Raw genomic sequence first — 17,270 nt, forward strand, 5'->3', positions numbered from 1 at the left:
GGACGATTCTTGTGACAGGCGCAGCCTCCGGCTTCGGCAGAGGTGTGGCTTGTGGACTTGCCCAGGTGGACACAAGGTGATCGCAGGATGCCAGATCTGGCCGCAGGTATGGGAACTGCGCAAAGCGGCGAAAAATGAAGGCATCGAAATTCAGGTCATCAAGCTCGACGTGCTGAACGAGATCGACCGCACCAATGCACTCGGCTTGGAGATTGATGTCCTGTTCAACAATGCGGGCATCATGGAATCGGGGCCGATAGCGGAGATCCCGATGTCAGTGTTCCGCTCTGTCTTCGAGACCAATGTCTTCGCGGCGCTGGAACTCGCACAAGGCTTGTCCGGACCGTGAAGATACAGTTGCAGGATAGTGCAACAGAACAAGGGGCCTCTGGATCATTGAAGGTGATTTGGCAAACTCCTTTGGCACATTTCACCACCTCCATCTTCAGGATCTTCCTCTCCTCTCGTTGACACTGGTTGCGAATGCGCGTCTCCTTCCCGTGTGGCGATCGTTTGGAAGGAAGGCGCTGATGCCTCGCAAAGAAATAATAGACGCCATGGGGAAGTATACAGACCCATTCCGCGTCACCAAGGGCAAGGATTTCCAACTTAAGGACTTCGATCCCGGCGACACGCTCGGGCTCAAAATGGACAAGGAAGAAGCGGCGCAGCTCCTCCAGCACGGCTCGGAATGGCTCGCCATGGAGCAGGACAAGCTCTATGCGCAGGATTCCTGGTCCTTGCTACTGGTGTTCCAGGCGATGGATGCCGCGGGCAAGGACGGAACGATCAAGCACGTCATGTCACGCGTCAATCCTCAAGGATGCGACGTCTTCTCGTTCAAGCAGCCTTCGGACGAGGAGCTCTCTCATGACTTCCTCTGGCGCTATGCCACAAAGGTGCCTCAGCGCGGGCGCATCGGCATCTTCAATCGCTCCTATTATGAGGAGACGCTGGTCGTACGCGTGCATCAGCAGTTGCTCGACGCCCAGAAAATCCCGCCGGGTCTTGTCGGCAAGAACATTTGGGACGAGCGCTCGCCGACATCGCCCGCTTCGAGGACTATCTCACGCGCCAGGGCGTCGTCGTCCTCAAATTCTACCTCAACCTGTCCTACCAGGAGCAGAAGAAACGCTTCATGGAGCGTCTCGACAAGCCTGACAAGAACTGGAAATTCTCCGCATCCGACATTCGCGAGCGCCAATACTGGGGCGATTACATGCACGCCTATGAGGAAGCAATTCGCGCCACGGCCTCAAAGGCCGCGCCCTGGTTCGTCGTGCCCGCCGACAACAAATGGTTTACCCGGCTCGTGGTCGCGGCGGCTATCGTCGAGGCCGTGGAGAGGCTCGACCTCGCCTATCCCAAGATGACGCCAGAACAGATGAAGGACCTCGCCGTGGCCCGCGAGGAGCTCAAGGCGGAAGGATAATGGGACGAGGCGCGCATGACGACCGCGATTTCGATTCTCGGCGGCGTCGGGCTGTTCCTGCTCGGCATGACCGTTATGACCGATGGGTTGAAGGCGCTGGCCGGATCGGCTCTGCGCACCGTGCTCGGTAAAGTGGCGGCGACGCCAGTGTCGGGCGCCTTCTGGGGCGCCGTCGTCACGCTGCTCGTGCAGTCGTCGAGCGCAGTGACAATGACCACCATCGGCCTCGTCAGCGCCGGGCTTCTGACCTTCCCGCAGGGGCTCGGCCTCGTGTTCGGCGCCAATGTGGGCACCACAGGCACGGGCTGGCTCGTCGCGCTCATCGGTGTGCGCGTCTCCCTGTCCACTTACGCGCTGCCCATGATCTTTATCGGCGCGCTGGCGAAACTGCTGACGGGAGGACGGATCGCTGCGGCGGGCGGCGCGCTCGCGGGCTTCGCGCTGGTGCTCTACGGGCTCGCAACGCTCCAGCAGGGCATGGGGGGCCTTGCGGAGAGCCTGCATCCGTCGGATTTGCCCGCGGTGCTTGGCGCGCCGGGGGTGAGTTGGGCAGCGGGAATGGTCGGCCTCCTCACGCTGATCGTCATTGGTCTTGCCATGACAGCGGTCATGCAGTCCTCGACTGCCGCCATCGCCATCACCCTCTCGGCCTTCGCCGCCGGGGCGGTGGGCCTGGAACAAGGCGCAGCCCTCATCATCGGTCAGAACATCGGGACGGCGACGAGCTCGGCGCTGGCAGCCATCGGCGCCAGCACGACGGCCAAGCGCCTCGCCCTCGCCTATGTTCTGTTCAAGCTCATCGCAGCGCTCATCGCGGTCGTCGCCTTTCCCTTCACGGCGGTATTCATGAGAGGCTTCGCCGCATCGATTGACGGCACCACGCTGCTCGCTGCCTACCACACGGCCTATAATGTCATCGGGGTGGCGGTGCTCCTGCCAGCGACGCAATGGTTCACCCGCGTCGTGGAGCGGCTCCTGCCCTCAAGGGAGACGGCGCTCGAACGCGCGCTGGATCCAAGCGCCCTCGTCAATCCTGTGATCGCGGTCGAGACCGCTCGGCGCGTCGTGGCGGAGGTGCTCAAGACAGTCACCACCTCGGTTTCCGCCGCCCTTTCCGGCACGGGCGGCGACACGGCGCGTAACGCAGTGGCAGCCGCCACCACGCTTGGCGAGGTGCGGGACTTCCTGTCCGAGTTGAAGGAGCCACCGGAGACGGAGGCGGAACGGCTGCGCATGACGAGCACGCTACACGCCCTCGATCACACCTCTCGCATGGTGGAGCTTCTCGCCGGCGATGGACCGCTCGCGCAGCCGATCAAAGCCCCTCACGACTCTCACGTGGCCGCGCTTTGCGACAAAGCCATGCGCGCAGCACAGACGGTCAGTGGAGCGATCACCTCGGAATCCGCTTTCAGCACGAAGGCCCCGCCCATCGGCTGGACCGTCTCTCCAGAGGTCGCCGCGGCACTCGCCGACGCGGAATGCGCGGCGCAGGACCTGGACATCGTGCAACGTGATCATCGCGCCGCGACCCTCGCCGCCGTCGCCCCCGGACAATTGACTGCCGCCGACGCCCTGGCGCGGATCGATGGTGCACGCAAGCTGAATCGCATCGCGCATCATGCCTGGCGCTCGGCAACACATCTATCCGTCAGCACCGAGCGCGACGATTTAGTCGACAGATCCCAACCTGATGCTTCTGAGGTCAGGAGAAGCGAACATGAGCTCAACTGAGAGCGCGGTTGCGGCGAAGGACGCAGTCCCATGGCACGCCATGCTCGCCGCAGAGGTCGAACAGCAGCTTCACGTCGATCCCACGCGGGGCCTCGATGTCACGGAGGCCGCCGAGCGGTTGAAGACCTATGGGCCGAACCGCCTGCCGCAGGGCAAGAAGAAGGGGCCGCTCATGCGGTTCCTCGCCCAGTTCAACAATATCCTCATCTATGTCCTGCTCGCCGCCGGCTTCATCAAGCTGATGCTGAGCCTGTGGCTCGATGCCTCGATCATCTTCGCCGTCGTGGTCCTCAACTCGCTCCTGGGCTTTCTGCAGGAGGGACGGGCCGAGAAAGCGCTCGACTCGATCCGCAACATGCTGTCCGCGGAAGCGCGCGTGCTAAGGGCCGGAGAGACACGTCTCATCCCCGCCGAGACCCTGGTGCCGGGAGACATCGCGCTTCTGGAATCGGGCGACAAGATCCCGGCGGACCTGCGCCTTATCGACGCCAAGAACCTGCGCACGGAAGAGGCGCGCTGACCGGCGAATCCATCCCCGCTGAGAAGACCACCGGCGCGGTCTCAGCCAAGGCCACTGTGGGAGATCTGGAGAATATGGCCTTCTCCGGCACCATGGTGGTCTCGGGCCGGGCGACCGGCGTCGTTGTGGCGACCGGGAACAGGACGGAGCTCGGCCGCATCAACCAGATGCTCGCCGAGGTGAATGCGCTCGAGACGCCGCTCCTGCGCCAGATCAAGAAGTTCGGCTACGTCATCACGGCCGCCATCGCCATCATTTCCGTGCTGCTTTTCTCCTGGGGCCATTGGCTCGGGCACATGAGCTTCGTCGAACTGTTCCAGGCGGTGGTCGGCATTGCTGTGTCGCTGATCCCGGAAGGCCTACCGGCGCTCATCACCATCACGCTCGCCATCGGCGTGCAGCGCATGGCGAAGCGCAACGCGATCATCCGCCGCCTGCCGGCGGTGGAGACGCTAGGTTCGGTCTCGCGTATCTGCTCGGATAAGACCGGCACCTTGACCCTCATGGAAATGATGGTGACCTCCATTGTCACGGCGGATGCGGCCTACGAGGTCACCGGCGATGGCTACGCGCCGGAAGGTGAGGTCAAGACCAACGGGCAGGCGATTGCCGCCGCGCCCGAGGTGCTGGCGCTGATGGGTTGCGTTTCAGTGCTGTGCAACGACGCCGAATTGTTCGAGGACGGCGGGAAGTGGAAGGTGGAGGGGGACCCGACCGAGGGCGCGCTCTATCCCCTCGCCTCGAAGCTCGGCGTGGACCGCGCCGCGGAGCAAGCTGCTACGCCGCGGATCGACGCGATCCCCTTCGAATCCGATCACAAGTTCATGGCGACACTCAACCGCGCGGCGGACTGGGAGATGCTACTGGTCAAGGGCGCGCCGGAGGTGATCCTCAACCATTGCAACCGGCAGCAGATGGCAGGCGGTTCGGCGCCGCTCGACCATGACCACTTCATGCGCGAGGGCGACCGGCTCGCCGCGCAGGGCGAGCGCGTGCTGGGGCTCGCCTGGCTGCCGGACCCGGGCCTGAAGGCAGGCAGTCTGAAGCCCGAGGACCTACCGCACAACCTCGTGCTGCTCGGGCTGGTCGGCCTCATGGATCCGCCGCGCAAGGAGGCGATCGACGCCGTGCGCGAATGCCATGGCGGCGGCATCGGCGTGACCATGATCACCGGCGACCACAAGATCACGGCGGCGGCCATCGCCAAGATGCTCGGCATCGGCGACGGCAAGACCGCGGTGGCGGGCACCGAGATCGAGGCCATGAACGATGCTGCGCTTCAGGAATGCGTGCGCGAGGTGGATGTCTTCGCCCGCGCCAGCCCCGAGCACAAGCTGCGGCTCGTGAAGGCGATCCAGGCCAACCGGCAGATCGTCGCCATGACCGGCGACGGTGTGAACGACGCTCCGGCGCTCAAAAAGGCCGACATCGGCGTCGCCATGGGCATCAAGGGCACCGAGGTGACAAAGGAGGCGGCGGGGATGGTGCTCGCCGACGACAACTTCGCCTCGATCTCCGCGGCGGTGAAGGAGGGCCGCACAATCTACAACAATATCGAGAAGGCCATGCTCTTCCTACTGCCGACCAATGTCGCGCAGGGTGCGGTGATCGCGGCCGCAATCCTGTTCGCCTTCACGCTGCCGATCACGGCCCCGCAGGTGCTGTGGGTGAACATGGTTACCTCCGTCGCCCTTGGCCTTGCCATCGCGTTCGAGCCCCATGAGGCAGACGTGATGTTCCGCCCGCCGCGCGCCATCGACCGGCCGATTGTCACCGGCTTCGGGATCTGGCGCATCCTGTTCGTCGGCACCGCGCTCTTGCTCTATACACTCGCGGCCTTCTTCTGGATGAAGGCGCAGGGCGCATCAGACCCGATGGCGCGCACGGTCGCCATCAATGCCATCACGCTGGGACAGGTCTTCTATCTTCTCAACAGCCGCTACCTGCTCGATTCGTCGCTTTCCCTGGGGGCCCACATGGGCAATCCCTATCTCTGGTACGGAATAGCCGCAGTCATGGTCCTGCAGCTCCTGTTCACCTATGCACCGCCGTTGCAAGCTGTCTTCTCCACCGAGGCCCTTGCCATATCGGCCTGGTTTGGGCTGATATGCAGCGTGTTCGTCTTTTTTCTCGTGGTGGAGATCGAGAAGTTTGTCATCCGCTCCATTCCGGTGCTGAGAACTGCGGCGACCTCTCGACGGGAAGGACCACCCATGAATGCCGGTTGAGACGATCATCTATCCCCCTGAAAGGCCAGGACATGATATTGGATGCAACCATCCTCAAATTGCGAGAGAATATGGGCCAGGTGATGTTCGCAACCCGCTGGATCGTAGCGCCGATCTATATCGGATTAATTGGGGCGCTCTGCCTGATCGCCATCAAATTCGCGCAGGCATTGTTTTCTTCGATTCCCATCATCTTCTCGATGAGCTCCAATCAGGCCATTCTTATCGTCCTGACGCTGGTCGATCTGTCCCTGGTTGCCAATCTGGTGGTCATCGTCATGGTCGCCGGCTGGCAGAATTTCGTCGGCCCCCTGCCTTTGCTTCATCTCGATAAGGGGGAGCGCCCGCATGGCCTGCAAGCTGTCGGCTTTAATAATGTAAAGCTAAAGCTCATCTCTTCGACATCGGCCATTGCAGTGATCCATCTGCTCGAGACCTACTCACACATCGAAGATATTCCCAGAGCTGACGCCTTCCTCCAGCTCGCCATACTCATCAGTATCCCCTCAGTCGGCGTGCTCCTGGCCTGGATGGACAGGATCTCCGGGTCGGAAAGTGCCTGAGCCTCTCATCATCGCCTATGCGGCACATTCTTGCACCGATCATCATCGACAGGCGACCGAGCACCTTCGGCCGCCCCTTGCGAGAATCTTATAAACTTCAGCTCAGGATACGCTGTAACAGCGTATCCCGCTGCCTGCGACGACCGAGCGGGCCGAACCGTCCTCGAAGATCCGGATATCGCGGAAGCGCGCTCTGCCTCCAAGACGCTGGAAAAGCGAGTTCGCGATGAGCCAGACGCCGACGATCTTTCCCGGTACCTTGTCACCGATCGCCCTGCGATAATCGGCAGCTATCCACCGAGTCTCCTCCTTCCACTTTCCGAGGTTTTCCGTACCGGATTCGACGATCCAGTGGGTCTCGCGATCGCACCACCATGTCAGGGGGCAAGCGAAGTGATAGCCGGCCGGCAGTTCTTTGCTCCAGAGGTAGGTGATGTCGAGCCCATTATCGAATTCGACCGCCACGCTGATGTAGTCATGCGTCAGGGCCAGATCCTCGGGCAGCTCAGAAGGAAGCTTCTCCACCAGCCACGACCAGGAAAGCCGGGTCTGCTCATTAAGAGGCAGGTCCAGCGGCGTCTGGAGGATGCAGCAATCGCCGTCATGCGTGTCGACCAAAATGTCGGTCCCCGTGCCGGAGAAGATGGTCACGTCCCCGAACATATCCATGAACTTCCAATTATCCGGCGGGCTCACCACAGTGGGGGGAGCCTCCGTGAGTTTGATCGAATAGCCAATGCCGCCTTCAAAAGCCGTCCGGGGAGCTGAAATCACCGCGCCGTCCGTGCCGTCCCACCAGGAAAGCGCTTTGCAGAACACCTCGACTTCCCCATCAGCCCAGGCCTCGAAGACGGTTTCCGCCTCGAAGACGATCTTTCGGATAGGGCCACTTTTCCCGATCCGGACCCAAAGCGAATATTTGGGCTGAACGATCACCGCGTGGTCCCGATCGATGATATTGGCACCCGTTGAGGACACACTGAAACGTTGCCCCTGCGTGACCATGCACCCGGTTGGAGTCCATTCCGCCTCCCCTCCGGTCAGAACGGTTTCCCCTGATCGTACGGGCTCGATTTCATCGAAGATGCGCGCCGCCGCCCTGCGCTGCTGACTGTCCCAGCGCGCCATGGTTTCCTGTTTGACAGCTTCCCGGTCGATTTCCGTCATTGGCGTTTCCTTCTTGGGCGTTTCCTTCTCGAACCATCGCCTTTGCCAAAACCATCGAGATCTCCATCAAATGGAGATTAGGTATGAACCGATGGATCTTCTGACTGTGCAAAGGTTTGATTTCATGAAGGTTGACGTGGCCTGCCCATGTTATTACCACGATTGTAGTAATAACATTATTGCCACGTTCGTGGCAATAACAACATTCCGTGCCCCAAAGGTCTTCAAGAAACGTCAATCAGCCCATGGCCAGACCCGTTGAGCCCGAACTGAAAGCCGCACTGCTCGAAAAGATCATCGCCTATGTGTGGGAGCACGGCATTGCGGACTTCTCGCTGCGTCCGCTTGCCGCCGTCATCGGGTCGAGCCCGCGCAACATCGCCTATCATTTCGGCTCGCGCGAGGATCTTCTCTGCGTGATTTTCAACACGATCAGAGAACGGATGTATGACGACTTCCGGGTGGTCCAGCAGAATGCGTCGTCTCTGGAGGACGCTCTACGCAAGCTCTGGGCATGGACAGCGGCACCGGAGAACCGCAAGCTGCTGAAACTTCTCTACGAGATCTTCGGCACCTCGGTGAACCATCCTGACCGGTTCGACGGCTATGCCAGATGGGTCGTCACCGAGCGTTTGAAATTCATCGGCAGCATCCTGGCTCGGTTCGAGATCAAGGACAATGAGGGACAGGAACTCGCGACCCTCATCATGATCATCTTCCATGGCGCCACCCTCGACCTCACGGCCACAGATGACGTCGCGCGTATTGAGCGCGTCATCCATGGATGCATCGAACGCATCAAATTACTCACGAACGCCTGATATCCTGATATATTGATCGCCTTCGCAAGCAATTGAGAGGCCCTGTCATCCGGCCGAGATCGTCGCGCTCCATCCGGCGATGCTGGCTCGTTATTAAGAGCAGTTCTCCCGGCTTCAAGAGGCTCTTGCCTGTGGCGTCAGGGCTGAGTAGCTCAGCCGGCTAGAGCACGTCATTCGTAATGAGAGGGTCGGGGTTCGAGTCCCTCCCCTGCAGCCACTCTCGTCTACGATCGAATACCCAGAACCACGCTCCGCTACGAAGCCTTGCCATGAACCGCATGCGCAGCGCGTCGGATTGGCAAACGACATAACCAGCTCGGTAGCACCGGAGAACGACACTGTCGGAATGTCAATAACATGGTTCTGATTCACTTTGCGTGCTTGGTTGGCTTGGCTAGAGTCAGGCCCCAGATAAGGGGCATGCGGAAGAAAATAGGTTTGGCTTTTGGGTCTGGAATTGACCTTGAAACGGTTGAGGTTCGCGAAGGGCATTGGGCGGTTTCAGTGATCGGAAAGGGAACGCGCCTTTGTCCTGCCTGTGGCGAGGTTTCGACACGCGTCACAGTTGGCACATCCGACGCCTGCAGGATCTGCCGATCCAGAGAACGCCTGTGCCAGATGGGTCGCTTCAGGAGCGTGCTCAAGGCACCCCTCAAGGGGGAGTCGTGAGCCCGATCCTGGCAAACCTGTTCCCGCATTATGCCTTCGACACGTGGATGAGACGGATATTCCCGGCCATCCCGTTCGAAAGCTACGCGGATGGTGCCATCTGCCACTGCCGAACACGGCAGGAAGCAGAGCATCTGAAAGCGGCATTGGAACAACGGTTTGCCGACTGTCACCTGGCACTGCATCCGGAGAAGACCAAAGTAGTCTACTGTGCGGACAGCAACCGGCGGGAGCGACATGCGCAAATCCAATTCGACTTTCTGGGGTTTTGCTTCAGACCGTGGATGGCGAAGAACCGTTGGGGGAAGATATTCACCTGCTTCTTACCGGCGATCAGTCCGCAAGCGCTCAAGCGCATGCGGGTGCGCATTCGGAGTGGCGCCTGCCTCGACACGCGCCATTACCGTTGGAATACATTGCGCATAGCCTGAACCCGATCCTTCGCGGATGGGATCAATACTATCGCCGGTTCTACCCGACGGAACTGCGCAAGCTTTATGAGTACTTTGACGAGCGCCTTGGGCATGGCTTCGGCGAAAATGCAAACGGCTGAAGGGTCACCGTGGTCGCTCCCTCAATGTGCTCAACCGGATGGCGCGGCAAAACCCGAAGCTCTTCGTGCATTGGCAACACCTCGGCCGGGCAACGGTTGGATGACACGAGCCGGATGATGCGAAAGTATCACGTTCGGTTCTGTGAGCGACCGAGAGTGAAACTCCTCGGTCGACTCGACATCTATGTTCGTGATGGTAGCGCCCCCAATCCAGATATCCTCTCCCGGCCCGGTCCACATTATACACCTAACTTTGTGTTGATTTCGCTCAATAAAATCGACAACCTCCCTGCCTTAGAGTATTGCGATGCCCATTACAGGTGTGGTTGTCGATGACTAGGTTATTCAGTAAAGCTCGATCGCTTTAATCCGGCCAGGATATTGATCAATCTCAGACTTGCAATCGATGATCGTTTGTTTGAGATCGAAGGTCGGCCCCGCCCATTGCAAGTCGTCGTACGTCGCTTTGGCATCGAGAATTCCAAAGGTATGAACGATCGCCGTGAGCTGGTCATTCTGTTTGTATGTAATTGCAGCGGCGTTTGGCTTGACCAGTTTTACAGCTGCCGCGATATCAGATGCCTGGGGCGCTTCACCTCCTATTCGAATACCAGCGATGTTATAGACGCGGCGTAGCTTGAGGTCTTTCGCATCATGTAGCCTGATCAAGGCATCGACGGCGTCTTTGACATAAATGATATCGAGGCGTGTATCGGACGATACGTAGACTTCATAAGCCTTATCCATCAATGGTTCCTGGATCATAAGAGTGGAATAAGCAGTCGTTCCTCCAGGACCCCGCGCTGCACCCACTACAGACGGAAATCGGACAGCCCAGAAGTCTATCCAGCCCTTTGCATGATAATGTTCTCCCAATCGTTCCACCGAGACTTTCGACACCCCATACATGGTCGTTGGTAATTGAATGGCCTCGTTGGGCACAACGAGTTTGTCTTCCGGCTTGGGTGGTCTGACAACTAGCTTATGTATGTCATTTGGATCCGTGAAAGGAAATAGCCCGAAAGAAGCAATTGTGCTGGGAAACAATACGCGAACGGGTGGTTTTTTATTATGTTGGCAATAGATACGAGCGGCTTCGAAGACATGCCGTGTACCCAAGAGGTCTACATCAAAACCAAGAGTGGGGTTTGCATCTGCACCTGCTGAGAGTAAAGCACCGAGATGGAAGACACTCGTCGGTTCATGCTTGTCAAAAACTGCAAGTACGTGTGACAACAAAGCCAGATCGCCTTGGACAAAAGTCACCCGATCCGCTACGGTATTATAGCGATCTTTCGGATCATATTTTGGATCTTGCGGATCACTCGGTCCTTTATTGAATCCGGTAATCCTCCGCATATCAGGATTGCAGTCGAACAACACCACCTGCACGTCCTTGTTTGTCTCCAACAGTCTCATCGCAAGATAAGATGCGATAAAAACCAGTCCCACCCGTGATAAGGATCAATTGTCTATATTGGTCGCCCATTGCTAACTCCACTATTTAGTTACATAGAAGGTTAGCGCATCGTAATAAAGACGTATATGTATTATTATTTTATTTCAATATATATCGCAGAATTATATCGAACTTATTTATGTATTATTCTACAATAATCTATTATTACTTTACTTTCTATTTCGAAAGCTAGCCAGTCTACGAGGTGAGGTAACTATCTCCTGAGCCGGAGGCTTTAGGAAGTGAGCCGCTCAAAGCGACTGGTAGGGGACGCTAATGCCGCCCCTCATAAGTTGGACTACCTCATGGTGGCCGCCTGATCAGCGCCAGAGATTCAATAGCTCCAGCCGTTGATCCTCTGATCCTCTCTTTCCTGGTTCTGTTATATTCCCTGATTAAGTCTTCGTCCCGACCTACGAAGCACCCCCGAGCCCAGAAGCGCTGTCCTGAATAATTGTAGCGTCGCTCTCCATAAACACGGGCCAAATGGATCGCACTCTTACCTTTGATGTGTCCAACCACTTGCGAAACAGCGTATTTCGGCGGAATTGCGATCATCATATGCACGTGATCGGGCAGCAAATGCCCCTCTTCGATCCGGCTTTCCTTCTAAACCGCCAACTTTCGGAACACTTCGCCAAGATGGTCGCGAAGCTGACCGTACAAAGCCTTACGCCGATATTTCGGGATAAAGACCACGCGATATTTGCAGTCCCACTTCGTGTGACTTTGGCTATCAAACTAGTCCATCGTGATTTAACCTTTCGTGTGCGTGGTGGCTCACGAAAGCGATGGTCATGGACTTCAGGGAACATCATACCAATACTACCTCCCCGGCATAGCCGGGGATCTCCCTTACGGTTTAGAATCGGCTTCCTTGCCGCTTTTTGTGAGAACGTGCGAAACAGATAGAAAGTAGCGAATAGCTACAGCAACAGTGTCTTGAGCAAACCATGGCTTCAGAGCTTTCGATAAGGTCCGCAACGCACACAGCTCCGTTGATCAAGCGACACTGGTGCAACTGGTGGCAGTGAAACATGAAACACTGCACATATTATATTTGAGTAAAGGCATAGTTATACCAGGATAAATACTATATGCTATTCTCAGTTTTGAGTACAACCATTACAGGTCCGACATCTGTTTGAATATGCTGTCGAGCCCGTCATAGGTTGAATTAACCAATCAGCGGGATGTATACGAAAAATTAAACCTGAGCCAAGCATTTGTTTTCAGAGAAAAGTTTATGGATGGTATGATACATTATTTTCACGAATAGTCTACGAGGATCAGGGTGAGCTATGCAGGATTTTGGGTGACGGCGTGAATCAGCAGTGGATTTGATTTCGGAGACGACTTCGATTCTGTCTTTGAACTTTACCCCGTTGACGACTTTCGGCAACGGATTTTGGCCTTTCAGGCGACGCCAGGTTTTCGCCGCCGCCATCACCAGTTTGAAGACCATCAGGCGCGCGGTGTCTTGCGACAGCGCGCCCTTCATGCGGATAGTGCGATGCCTGACCATGGCGAACACGCTTTCGATCGGGTTCGACGTGCGCAGAAGATCCTAGAGATCAGCGGGAAAATCGAAAAACGTCAGCATCTGCTCGCGATCTTTGATGAGGCATTCAACAGCCTTGGCGTATTTGGGCGCGTACTTTTCGGAAAATGTCGTCATAGACGCTTCCGCCGCAGCGCGATCCGGCGACAATCATATGTCCCGCAAGTCTTTGTGTGCGTTGGGCTGCACGGACTTTGGAAACTTGTCGAGGACGTTCAATGTCTTGTGCAGCCAGCAGCGCTGATGGCGCGTCGTCGGGAATGCCTCGTCGAGGGCTTTCCAAAACCCGAGCGCGCCATCGCCAATCGCGACTTCCGGCGCGACGGCCAAGCCGCGCGCCTTCAGATCGACAAGCAATTCCTTCCAGCTTTGGGCGCTTTCCCGCAGCCCTGTTTGGAACCCGATCAGCTCCTTTTTGCCCTCCGGCGTCGCCCCCATTAGCACCAGCATGCACTCGGCTTGCGGCTCCATGCGCGCCTGCAAATAGACGCCATCCGCCCAGACATAGACATAGCGGCGCGCCGACAGATTGCGCTTTTGCCATCGCCGATATTCGTCTTCCCCCTCGCCTTTCAATCGCGCGATCGTCGCTGACGAAAGGTTGGGCGCGTCCTTGCCCAGCAAGGCTGCGAGGACTTCCTGGAAATCGCCGGCCGAAATGCCGCGCAGATAGAGGACCGGCAGCAAAGCGTCCAGGCTCTTGGTTCGCCGCGCCCATTTCGGCAGGATGTTCGACGAGAACCGAATTCGAGAGCCCTCCGCCGCGCCACGGTCGCGCGCTTTCGGCTTTTCCACCTCGATCGGTCCAATGCCGGTCTGGATCGTGCGGACTGGGTCGTGGCCGTGACGAACCACCCGTTGACGGCCGTCTGGAAACTCAAGCTCGCCGTGCGAGGCGAGAAACGTCTCGAACTCCGCCTCAACCGCCTGGGCGATCAGACGGCGCGCGCCAGCACGCAGGATTTCGGTGAGAGGATCGTCGATTTCGTCTTTCTGGCAGTAGGAAATAACTTTATGATCAGGCAAGGCGTAACGCTCCTTGTTGGAGGTTCGAGCAGGTTTGGTCACTAACCCCGTTACGCCGCCTTCCTCACATCGTCACCCATGTTTCGCCATAGCTCCAAACGGATTAAGTCCATGATTTACGATTCAAAGCTATTTGGGCTCGATCCAAAAGGAATCAATGGCCTTTCCGAAAAGGTGCTTGTGAGCCACTATCAAGGACAATTACTTCGATGGAATGAAGCAGCGTAATGCGATCAGTATTCAAAATGCACTCTTCCGACGATGCCGAGTGCCGAGTCGATCCGGCCTTGCCGGAGGTATATCGTTCGCGTGCCGAGCGACTCCGCTTCATCACGATTGTGGGTCACGTAGACCAAAGTAAAATTCAATTCATTGTATAATCGAAGTATCTCATGCCGCAATTGCACATTCAAAGCTTCATCAAGAGTCGACAGAGGCTCGTCCATGAGCACGATGGCTGGCGCTACGACCAAGGTCCGCGCAAGGGCAACACGTTGCTGTTGTCCGCCGGACAATTCTCCTGGACTCGCGTTGAGATAATCGCTAAGCCCAACGAGGTCGATGATCTCCTTCACGCGTTGTTTGCATTGCTTTTCCGGAACGCGCTTTGCCTTGAGGCCGAATTCGACATTCTCCGCCACGGTCATATGAGGCCAAAGAGCAAGATCCTGAAAGACCATGCCGACCCCACGTTGCCCCGCCTCTCGAATATTTTTCTTCGCCGTCGCGACGAGTTCGCCGTTGATCAAGATATCGCCCTTATCCGGGACAATAAATCCGGCGATCAAATGCAGAACGGTGGACTTGCCGCAACCCGACGGGCCAAACAGTACAACACGCTCTTTGGCCTCTATTTTCAAGGACAGATCGTCGATGACCCGCCGCCTATCGTAGGTCTTACATACCGAGCGAAACTCGATCACGCTCATGATGGCCCTCCAACGCGCCTTTGCCAGAGAGCCGCCACAAAGAGTGGTAGCAGTGTGACCACGATCAAGATGATGCATAACGCGGAAATCAGGCTGGGAGCACCATTGGCCATTAAGGTCAAGATTCGAACCGGCAGAGTGTCGAATCCTGGCGGGTAAACGACCATCGTAATCCCGAGATCACGCAAGCAAAACACATAAGCGATAATCCAGGTCGCGATCAGGCCGTTCTTTGCCAAAGGCACCACAATGTCGCGCAAGGTCATGAACCAACTCGCGCCAGAGAGCTGCGCAGCCCGCTCCAGAGACGACGGAATGCTATGCAGGACTGCGGCCGTCATCCGCATGGGAAGTACGATGTATTGAGCCATATAACCGAGGATGATGATTGCAGGGGTGGCGTAGATAGCGTTGGTCTCTGGCGTATTCCACAGACTGATGAGACCAATGCCGATGACTGTTCCAGGCAAAGTAAACAGGAACAATGCCAATGCATCGACGCTTCGCCACACAGGCTCTGCTCGACTATGAACCAGATAACCTAAGAAAAAACCGAGGATGACCAACAAAGTCGCGCCAATCATCGCAAAAACAACACTACGCAAAATGCTGCCCCCTGCCCGTAAGAAAGCCTCTGCGAAAATGCTGAGAGATGCGGATTGAACGATGAGTATTGCAATGGGAAGCGCGACCGTAATCAAGGTCCAGGACAAAACGAGTCCCAATAACGGAAGACGCCAGTACCCAAGTTTTATCGCTCCGTTCCGCCCAGCATGCGTCGGCACGTTGAGTTCCAGGACAGAAGCTTGCAGGAACCGATATTCCAGCATCAAGATCATTCCTGTGACGATCAACATCGGGATGGCCGCAGCTGTCGCCGCACTAAAGTCATAGAATGCCGCGAATTGGGTCAGGATCTCGACTGGGTACACGGGATAGCGCAGAAAGGTGGGAACCCCCACCTCTCCGAATGTGAGAAGAAAGACCAACACGGCTGAAAACAAAATCGCCGGGGCGATCAAGGGTAAAGTGATGCGCCACAGCACGTATGGCCAACGGCTCAACAACAGAGCTGCTTGTTCAAGCCGCGGATTTATCCTGTTCACATAAACGATGGTCAACAGCATGGGGATGGGTAGGAATGCGGTGGAGAGTGCCCCTATGCAACCATATAGACTAAAAAATGCAGAGGAGAGGAATTCGAGCGTCGCGGGCGAGTGCCCTATCATCCCTGCCGCCCCAAGCACGGCGAACCAAGCTACAGCAATAACGTAAGGCGGAATGAGTAATGGCAATGCGAGGACTATCGTTAAGGCCCTGCGAAAGGGCAAATCCGTCTTGCAGAGCAGTACACCTAAAGGTACACCCACGACTGTTGCAAGGAACGTGACGGATATGGACAGCAGAATGCTATGGCTCATCAACGTCATGAGCTGTTTGCCCGAATCCAAAAGAGCTTTGTAGGCCGTCAGGCTAAAACCTTCTGCGCCAAAGAAAGTCTTGGCGACCATTGCCAGGACGGGCAATAACCCAATCACGACAAGCGTCAACACGGCAGCCGATAATGTCAGCCGTTTTTCCATGGTCACAATCCGGCCCAGCTCTTCAGAAAGGACTGGATTGACTGTAGCTTGGCTGCGATAGCAGCATAATCCACTTTCATCACTTTGATCGATTCGATCGGTTTTAATTGAGGTGGCGTGGCGACGTTTGGATGGAGCGGAATCTGAGCCGCATCGGAAAATGCGAGCTTTCTCTCGGTTTCCGCCGAGAGCAAATAGTCGATAAGCTTCTTGCCACTTTCCTGATGGGGTGAACCGGCTATCAATACGGCGGCATTGGGTACGACAAAACAACCTATTTCATCCGGGCCTTGGTCAGGATAAACCATCGTCACGGGCTCGTGCTGATTGATCCGATTCACGACATCATCGCTATCGACCAAGCTGAAAGCGAATTGACCGCGCGCTACCAGATCAGCGCTGTCGCCATTGCTTGGAGATAATTTGACCCCATTCTCGTGTAGGTCTTGCATGAACACTTGTCCGCGCTCATCGCCCAAAAGGACAAAGAGCGCCGCGATCTGGTCCGTTGTCGTACCAAAGAGAGGATTTGCGATAACGATCTTATTGCGCCAACGCGGGTCTGAATACGAGAACACAGAAGTCGGTTTCAGATTTTCGCCTTCATGCACTATGAGCACGCGCGCCCTCGCCGCAAAACCGGTCCAATAGCCTTGAGGATCGCGAAATGTTGCTGGAATCCCCTCGGCATTCGGCGAGAGATAGGGCGTCGCAATATGGTGTTGTCGTAAGATTTCGGCTCGGATCGGTTCGTTAGCCCAATAGACGTCGGCTTGCGGATTGTTCTTTTCAGCGATGAGCCTATTCATCGCCCCCGTGCTCTTCGTTTCCTCCGTGTCATAAACCGCTCGTACCCTTATTCCTGTCTCTTTCTCAAAGTCCTTGAGAATAGGCTCCGAAAAGACCTCATCATGGCTGACATAGACAACGACGCTCCCTTGTTCCTTGGCGACATACAACCGCCACCAGATGGCAGCCACGACACCAAAAAACACAAGCGCAACCAGCCACGGAATCTTTTTCAT

The 17,270-nt window shown here is 56.8% G+C and carries 14 protein-coding genes and 3 pseudogenes; 10 read left to right on the forward strand and 7 right to left on the reverse strand.

The window, feature by feature from the left end; translation table 11 throughout:
* Window positions 1-76 precede the first annotated feature (76 nt).
* The 7 genes and pseudogenes from BIND_RS12675 to BIND_RS12695 all read left to right on the forward strand — a co-directional run bounded on the left by BIND_RS12675 (window position 77) and on the right by BIND_RS12695 (window position 6,477).
* Window positions 77-349, forward strand: coding sequence for an SDR family NAD(P)-dependent oxidoreductase (locus BIND_RS12675; protein WP_012385468.1), 273 nt, complete (start codon window positions 77-79; stop codon window positions 347-349).
* Between the two features lie 352 nt (window positions 350-701).
* Window positions 702-911: pseudogene (locus BIND_RS22335) on the forward strand (polyphosphate kinase 2 family protein); the annotation flags it as partial.
* Between the two features lie 113 nt (window positions 912-1,024).
* Complete coding sequence (locus tag BIND_RS22200; RefSeq protein WP_280109983.1) at window positions 1,025-1,432, forward strand: polyphosphate kinase 2 family protein; 408 nt, start codon at window positions 1,025-1,027, stop codon at window positions 1,430-1,432.
* 15 nt (window positions 1,433-1,447) lie between these two features.
* Window positions 1,448-3,166 (forward strand): Na/Pi cotransporter family protein, encoded by a 1,719-nt coding sequence (locus BIND_RS12685; protein ID WP_012385469.1) that lies wholly within the window; start codon window positions 1,448-1,450, stop codon window positions 3,164-3,166.
* Window positions 3,153-3,686, forward strand: coding sequence for a cation-transporting P-type ATPase (locus BIND_RS22205; protein WP_202944755.1), 534 nt, complete (start codon window positions 3,153-3,155; stop codon window positions 3,684-3,686). The genes BIND_RS12685 and BIND_RS22205 overlap by 14 nt, the downstream gene beginning before the upstream one ends.
* A gap of 11 nt (window positions 3,687-3,697) precedes the next feature.
* Complete coding sequence (locus tag BIND_RS12690) at window positions 3,698-5,914, forward strand: HAD-IC family P-type ATPase (RefSeq protein ID WP_202944787.1); 2,217 nt, start codon at window positions 3,698-3,700, stop codon at window positions 5,912-5,914.
* Window positions 5,915-5,952: 38 nt separating this feature from the next.
* Entirely contained in the window at window positions 5,953-6,477 is a 525-nt protein-coding gene (locus BIND_RS12695) for a YqhA family protein (protein WP_158304384.1), read from the forward strand.
* Window positions 6,478-6,579: 102 nt separating this feature from the next.
* Here the strand turns inward: BIND_RS12695 and BIND_RS12700 are convergent, their stop codons facing one another.
* Window positions 6,580-7,644 (reverse strand): DUF3047 domain-containing protein, encoded by a 1,065-nt coding sequence (locus BIND_RS12700; RefSeq protein ID WP_012385471.1) that lies wholly within the window; start codon window positions 7,642-7,644, stop codon window positions 6,580-6,582.
* 245 nt (window positions 7,645-7,889) lie between these two features.
* Here BIND_RS12700 and BIND_RS12705 point away from each other — a divergent pair, with 245 nt between their 5' ends.
* The 3 genes from BIND_RS12705 to BIND_RS21960 all read left to right on the forward strand — a co-directional run bounded on the left by BIND_RS12705 (window position 7,890) and on the right by BIND_RS21960 (window position 9,687).
* Complete coding sequence (locus BIND_RS12705; RefSeq protein WP_012385472.1) at window positions 7,890-8,465, forward strand: TetR/AcrR family transcriptional regulator; 576 nt, start codon at window positions 7,890-7,892, stop codon at window positions 8,463-8,465.
* A gap of 611 nt (window positions 8,466-9,076) precedes the next feature.
* Window positions 9,077-9,565, forward strand: coding sequence for a reverse transcriptase domain-containing protein (locus BIND_RS12710; RefSeq protein WP_341872326.1), 489 nt, complete (start codon window positions 9,077-9,079; stop codon window positions 9,563-9,565).
* Window positions 9,541-9,687 carry a group II intron maturase-specific domain-containing protein gene (locus tag BIND_RS21960; RefSeq protein WP_244395883.1) on the forward strand — a complete coding sequence of 49 codons (147 nt, stop codon included), beginning with the start codon at window positions 9,541-9,543 and terminating at the stop codon, window positions 9,685-9,687. Before BIND_RS12710 ends, BIND_RS21960 begins: the two co-directional genes overlap by 25 nt.
* 345 nt (window positions 9,688-10,032) lie before the next feature.
* Here BIND_RS21960 and BIND_RS12715 read toward each other — a convergent pair whose 3' ends face one another.
* The 6 genes and pseudogenes from BIND_RS12715 to BIND_RS12735 form a co-directional block, all read right to left on the reverse strand.
* Window positions 10,033-11,139: an NAD-dependent epimerase/dehydratase family protein gene (locus tag BIND_RS12715; protein ID WP_081433760.1), complete on the reverse strand. Its 1,107-nt coding sequence runs from the start codon at window positions 11,137-11,139 to the stop codon at window positions 10,033-10,035.
* A gap of 327 nt (window positions 11,140-11,466) precedes the next feature.
* Window positions 11,467-11,845: pseudogene (gene tnpA / locus BIND_RS20635) on the reverse strand (IS200/IS605 family transposase).
* Window positions 11,846-12,494: 649 nt separating this feature from the next.
* Window positions 12,495-13,733, reverse strand: a pseudogene (locus BIND_RS12720) (IS256 family transposase); the annotation flags it as partial.
* A 233-nt stretch (window positions 13,734-13,966) separates the two neighbouring features.
* Window positions 13,967-14,740: an ABC transporter ATP-binding protein gene (locus BIND_RS12725; RefSeq protein WP_202944756.1), complete on the reverse strand. Its 774-nt coding sequence runs from the start codon at window positions 14,738-14,740 to the stop codon at window positions 13,967-13,969.
* Window positions 14,659-16,245 (reverse strand): ABC transporter permease, encoded by a 1,587-nt coding sequence (locus BIND_RS12730; protein ID WP_012385475.1) that lies wholly within the window; start codon window positions 16,243-16,245, stop codon window positions 14,659-14,661. Before BIND_RS12730 ends, BIND_RS12725 begins: the two co-directional genes overlap by 82 nt.
* Before the next feature lie 2 nt (window positions 16,246-16,247).
* Window positions 16,248-17,270, reverse strand: a complete 1,023-nt coding sequence (locus tag BIND_RS12735; protein ID WP_012385476.1) for an extracellular solute-binding protein — start codon at window positions 17,268-17,270, stop codon at window positions 16,248-16,250.

It is taken from the genome of Beijerinckia indica subsp. indica ATCC 9039, assembly GCF_000019845.1.
Taxonomy (GTDB): Bacteria; Pseudomonadota; Alphaproteobacteria; order Rhizobiales; family Beijerinckiaceae; genus Beijerinckia; species Beijerinckia indica.

Coding starts and splice junctions, on each gene's coding strand:
- BIND_RS12685 (WP_012385469.1), top strand. CDS start 1,448: ATGACGACCGCGATTTCGATTCTCGGCGGCGTCGGGCTGTTCCTGCTC.
- BIND_RS22205 (WP_202944755.1), top strand. CDS start 3,153: ATGAGCTCAACTGAGAGCGCGGTTGCGGCGAAGGACGCAGTCCCATGG.
- BIND_RS12700 (WP_012385471.1), bottom strand. CDS start 7,644: ATGACGGAAATCGACCGGGAAGCTGTCAAACAGGAAACCATGGCGCGC.
- BIND_RS12705 (WP_012385472.1), top strand. CDS start 7,890: ATGGCCAGACCCGTTGAGCCCGAACTGAAAGCCGCACTGCTCGAAAAG.
- BIND_RS12725 (WP_202944756.1), bottom strand. CDS start 14,740: ATGCATCATCTTGATCGTGGTCACACTGCTACCACTCTTTGTGGCGGC.
- BIND_RS12730 (WP_012385475.1), bottom strand. CDS start 16,245: ATGGAAAAACGGCTGACATTATCGGCTGCCGTGTTGACGCTTGTCGTG.
- BIND_RS12735 (WP_012385476.1), bottom strand. CDS start 17,270: ATGAAAAAGATTCCGTGGCTGGTTGCGCTTGTGTTTTTTGGTGTCGTG.